Below are 395 nucleotides of genomic sequence, written 5' to 3'. Positions count from 1 at the left end.
CTAGAATTATATCTAATTTGATGTAAAATCACAATATTTCTCGGGAAAATAACCTACACTAACGCCTAGAATCGATAATTAGTAAAACTCTTTAAAGTATTAATATGTTACAAAAGCTTTATTCTCCAGCCTTAAACTTTGACTAATGAAACGCATTTAGGGTACGATAAAAAGGCGATGTGAGGTGAAATAAAGTGTTTCCAATCGTTGAGTTTTGCGTCAGCAATCTTGCCCAAGGTTCTCAGGAGGCAAAGGAAATATTGGAGAAAGATCCGAATTTGGATGTCGTTGAATACGGCTGCCTGAGTTACTGCGGACAATGCATGCAGACGATGTATGCTCTTGTAAACGGAGAAATGGTCACAGCGAATAATCCGGCTGAATTGGTCGAAAAT

Annotated in this window: 1 protein-coding gene; it reads left to right on the top strand. The window is 37.7% G+C overall.

All coding sequences use genetic code 11. The features are described 5' to 3' along the window. Window positions 1-194: 194 nt before the first annotated feature. On the top strand, window positions 195-395 hold a 201-nt coding region (locus tag H9X96_RS22550), incomplete at its 3' end, for a YuzB family protein (protein WP_187668438.1).

The sequence above is a fragment of the Pedobacter sp. N36a genome (genome assembly GCF_014472395.1).
Taxonomy (GTDB): domain Bacteria; phylum Bacteroidota; class Bacteroidia; order Sphingobacteriales; family Sphingobacteriaceae; genus Pedobacter.
Note: the sequence above shows the minus strand (reverse complement) of the source record. Positions and strands in the feature narration are given on the sequence as shown.